This is a genomic window from Streptomyces corynorhini, from assembly GCF_003346515.1.
GTDB lineage: Bacteria > Actinomycetota > Actinomycetes > Streptomycetales > Streptomycetaceae > Streptomyces > Streptomyces corynorhini.
The window spans coordinates 1-4822 of sequence record NZ_QQNA01000113.1; the positions used below are offsets into that span (position 1 = coordinate 1).

Consider the following 4822-nt stretch of genomic DNA (forward strand, 5'->3'; position numbering starts at 1 on the left):
AATGTCCAACCGCCACGACGACACACCCACCGGAACCGGCAGAGCCGCACTGTCGGATGCACGAGCCAGGCGAGGCACGGAGACCGCACCACCGCGTACGGCGAGTTCAGGTTCGCCCGTGCTCAGGGCGCCGCTCACGGCGGACCAGGACTCCGCCGCGTCGTCGACATCAAGCAGCCCGAACCGCTCAGGGTTCTCCGCACGCGCCGCCCGCACCAGACCCCACACCGCACCCAGCACCGGATCAGCCACCGAACCATCCACCGCCACAGCATCCCGCGTCACAACCACCAGACGAGACCCCGCGAACCGCTCCTCCACCAACCAATCCCGCAACAAACCCACCACACACCCCGTCACAGAATGCACCTCATCCACCACACCACCCGCACCACGCTCCACCCGAACCAGCACATCACCAGACACCACCTCACCAACCCCCGGCAACACCCCAGCCAAAACCGAACCCTCCACACCCGCGACCGCATCCCCACCAGCACCAGCACCAGCACCCGCGGCAGCACCAGCGGCAAGCCTCACCCAATCCGTCCGGTAAAGATGCTCCACACCACCCGCACCACCCACCGCACCCAAACCACCCGACACCTCACGCAACGTCAACGACTCCACCGACGCCACCGCACCACCCGAACCATCCGCAACCTCCAACCCCACCACACCCTCACCCAACACCATCAACCGAACCCGCAACACACCCGCACCCGAACCCCACAACGACACACCCGACCACCCAAACGGCAACCGCACACCCCCCTCACCAAACACCGACGTAAACATCACCCCATGCAACGCCGCATCCAACAAAGCCGGATGCACCCCAAACCCACCACCCGACACACCCTCGGGCAGAGCTACCTCAGCAAACACCTCACCACCACGGCGCCACACACCCCGCAACCCACGGAACACCGGACCATACGACAACCCCAACCCCGCAAACCGCTCATACACCCCCTCCACCGACTCCGCCACCGCACCCCGAGGCGGCCACACCCCAAAATCAAACCCATCAGCAGGCAGAGCCTCTGCCCGAGCGGTCAGTGCGCCCGCCGCGTGCAGCGTCCACGCCGCGTCAATCGTGTCGTCCGGACGCGAATGGATCTCCAGTGACCGGCGGCCTGTCTCGTCTTCAGCACCGACCCGCACCTGAACCCGCACACGGCCCTGGTCGGGCACCACCAAAGGCGCCACGACCGTCAGGTCCTCCACCCGGTCGCAGCCCACCTCCTCGCCCGCACGCAACCCCAGCTCCAACAGACCCGTCCCCGGGAACACCACCGCACCACCGACGACATGATCCGCCAGCCACCCCACACTGCCCGCCGACAGACGACCCGTCAGCACCACACCATCCCCACCGGCCAGCTCCACCGCCGCACCCAACAGCGGATGGCCCGCCGCCCCGAGACCGACACCACCGAGGTCGCCGGTGTGCCGCGAGGAGACGCCCGGCCAGAAGCGGCGCCGCTGGAAGGCGTACGTCGGCAGCTCGATGGGACGAGCACCGTCTGCGGAGGGCAGGACGGTCCGCCAGTCGAAGTCGGTACCGGAAGTGAACAGGCCCGCCATCGCGCTCAGTACCGAGACAGCCTCCGACCTGTCCTTACGCAGGGACGGCACCAGCAGCGAAGTACCGTCTTCGTCCAGGCACGCCTGGGCCAAGGAGGTAAGTGTGCCGTCAGGGCCGGCTTCCACGAACCGCGTCACACCCTGCTCGGCAAGAGCGCGCACGGCGTCGGCGAAACGCACCGTCTGCCGGACGTGGCGCACCCAGTAGTCGGGATCGGTCAGCTCGTCCGACGCGACGACCGCACCCGTGACGGTGGAGACCAGCGGCAGCTTCGGCTGCTCGTAGACCAGCCCCTCCGCGACCTTCCGGAACTCGGCCAGCATCGGTTCCATGAGCGGGGAGTGGAAGGCGTGGCTGACCCGCAGCCGGGTGGTCCGCCGGTCGAGGCCGCGGAAGTGGGCGGCGATCCTCTCGACGGCGTCCTCGGCACCCGCGACAACGACCGCCTCGGCACCGTTGACCGCCGCGATTCCGACCAGGTCGTCCAGGAGAGGCCGTACCTCGTCCTCACCGGCCTGGAGCGCGACCATCGCACCACCCTCGGGCAGCGCCTGCATCAACCGACCACGCGCCACCACCAGACGGCACGCATCCGACAGCGACCACACCCCCGCCACATGCGCGGCAGCGATCTCACCAATGGAGTGACCCGCCAGCACATCCGGACGCACACCCCACGACTCCAGCAGCCGGAACAGAGCCACTTCCAGTGCGAACAGCGCGGGCTGCGCGAACTCGGTCCGATTCAACCGGTCGGCATCCGCGTCCTCATCGAAGACAACACTCTTCAGAGAGAACGCAAGCTCCGCGTCGACCGCGTCGAAGGCTTCCGTGAAGACCGGATACGTCGCATACAACTCACGCCCCATGCCCACACGCTGCGCGCCCTGACCGGCGAACAGTACGGCGAGCCGACCACCGCTCTGCACCGTGTTCCGGACCACACCCGAAGCATCCCGCCCCTCGGCAAGCGCCCTCAGCCCCTCCAGCAGCTCATCCCGGCCCGCCGCCAGAACAACAGCCCGGTCATCAAGCACAGCCCGCGTCGTGGCCAGAGACAGAGCCACCTCACCCGCACCAAGCTCGGGACGACCCGCAACAAACTCAGCCAACCGACCGGCCTGCGCAGCCAACCCGTCCCCAGCAGCCGACAGCACCCACGGCACCACACCCACACCAGCACCCGCAGCCGCCGTGCCCTCACCCAACGGAGCCTCGGCCGACACCACCACGGGCTCATCCACCGGGGCCTGCTCAAGGATCACGTGGGCGTTGGTCCCGCTGATACCGAACGACGACACACCCGCACGACGGGGGCGGTCGAGCGACGTCTGCTCCCACGGCGTGTTCTCCGCCAACAGACGCACATCGCCCGCCGACCAGTCCACGTGCGAGGACGGCTCATCGGCGTGCAGGGTCCGGGGCAGCACGCCGTGGCGCATCCCCATCACCATCTTGATCACACCACCCACACCGGCAGCAGCCTGCGCGTGACCGACGTTCGACTTCAACGACCCGAGCCACAGCGGACGCTCACGGTCCTGCCCGTAGGTCGCCAGGAGCGCCTGCGCCTCGATCGGGTCACCCAACGGGGTACCCGTACCGTGCGCCTCGACCGCGTCCACATCCGCAGGCGACAGACCCGCACCCGCCAGCGCCTGCCGGATCACCCGCTGCTGCGAAGGACCATTCGGAGCCGTCAGACCGTTCGACGCACCATCTTGGTTGACGGCGGATCCCGCCACCACGGCGAGCACTTCGTGGCCATGACGCCGTGCGTCCGAGAGCCGCTCCACCACGAGCAGGCCCACACCCTCGGCCCACGCCGTACCATCCGCGCCATCCCCGAACGCCTTGCACCGACCATCCGTCGCAAGCCCCCGCTGCCGCGAAAACTCCACGAACATCTCCGGACCCGACATCACCGTCACACCACCGGCAAGCGCCACATCACACTCACCCGAACGCAACGCCTGAGCCGCCAGATGCAGCGCGACAAGCGACGAAGAACACGCCGTGTCCACCGTCACCGCAGGCCCCTCGAACCCGAACGTATACGCGATACGCCCCGACACCACACTGCCTGTCGACCCCGTCAGCAGATACCCGTCCGAGTCATGCTCACCAGCCCGCATCGCGCTGCCGTAGTCCTGGGGCATGGCGCCGGCGAAGACGCCGGTACGGCTGCCGCGCAGCGCGGCCGGGTCGATACCCGCGCGCTCCAGGACCTCCCAGGACGTCTCCAGCAACAGACGCTGCTGCGGATCCATCGCAAGCGCCTCACGCGGCGAAATCCCGAACAACCCCGAATCGAACTCAGCCGCGTCATACAGGAACCCGCCCTGCCGCACGTAGCTGTGCCCCACCCGACCAGGCTCGGGGTCGTAAAGACCCTCCAGGTCCCAACCACGATCAGTCGGGAAGCCGCCGATCGCGTCCCCACCCTCACTGACCAGACGCCACAGATCCTCCGGCGAACCCACACCACCAGGGAACCGGCACGCCATACCGACGATGACGATCGGATCCTCGCCTATGACCGACGGCACCAGCGGAAGACCCGTAGCCGCAAGCTCCTCTCCACCGACCAGCTCGGTCAGGAGATGACGTGCGAGCGCAGACGGCGTCGGGTAGTCGAAGACGAGCGTCGCGGGCAGGTGCAGACCTGTGGCCGCGTTCACTCGGTTGCGCAGTTCCACCGAGGTCAGCGAGTCGAAACCGAGAGCCTTGAACGGCTGCTCCGCCTCGATGTCGGCACCGGACGCGTAGCCGAGCACACCGGCCGCGGCGCCTTGGACCAGGTCCCCGACGATCCGGTCCTGGTCGGCGGCCACAGCAGCGGCAAGCCGCGCTCGCAGATCCTGCCGAGTGCCCCCAACACCCACGTCCGCCTTCCGACGGGCCCGTCCGCGCACCAGCACACGCAGCAGCGCGGGAACCTCTTCGGAGCCTCGCCCACGAAGACCAGCCAGGTCGAGATCGACGGGAAGCACCGACGCACGCTCCGTCGCAGACCCACGAGCAAGAGCGGCATCCAGCAACGCCAGACCCGTCTCAGGAGCCAACGGACGCATACCACCACGCGCCATACGCCGCAGATCCGCCTCACTCAACTCCGCCGTCATCCCCGCACCCGGAGCCCAGGGACCCCACGCCAGCGCAACAGCCGGCAGACCAGCCGAACGCCGCACCCCGGCAAAAGCATCCAGGAACGCATTCGCCGCCGCATAG

At 68.2% G+C, this 4822-nt stretch carries 1 protein-coding gene; it reads right to left on the minus strand.

All coding sequences use genetic code 11. The features are described 5' to 3' along the window. Window positions 1–4822, minus strand: a 4822-nt coding sequence (locus tag DVH02_RS15685; protein WP_114624442.1) for a type I polyketide synthase, incomplete at both ends; no start/stop codon positions are given.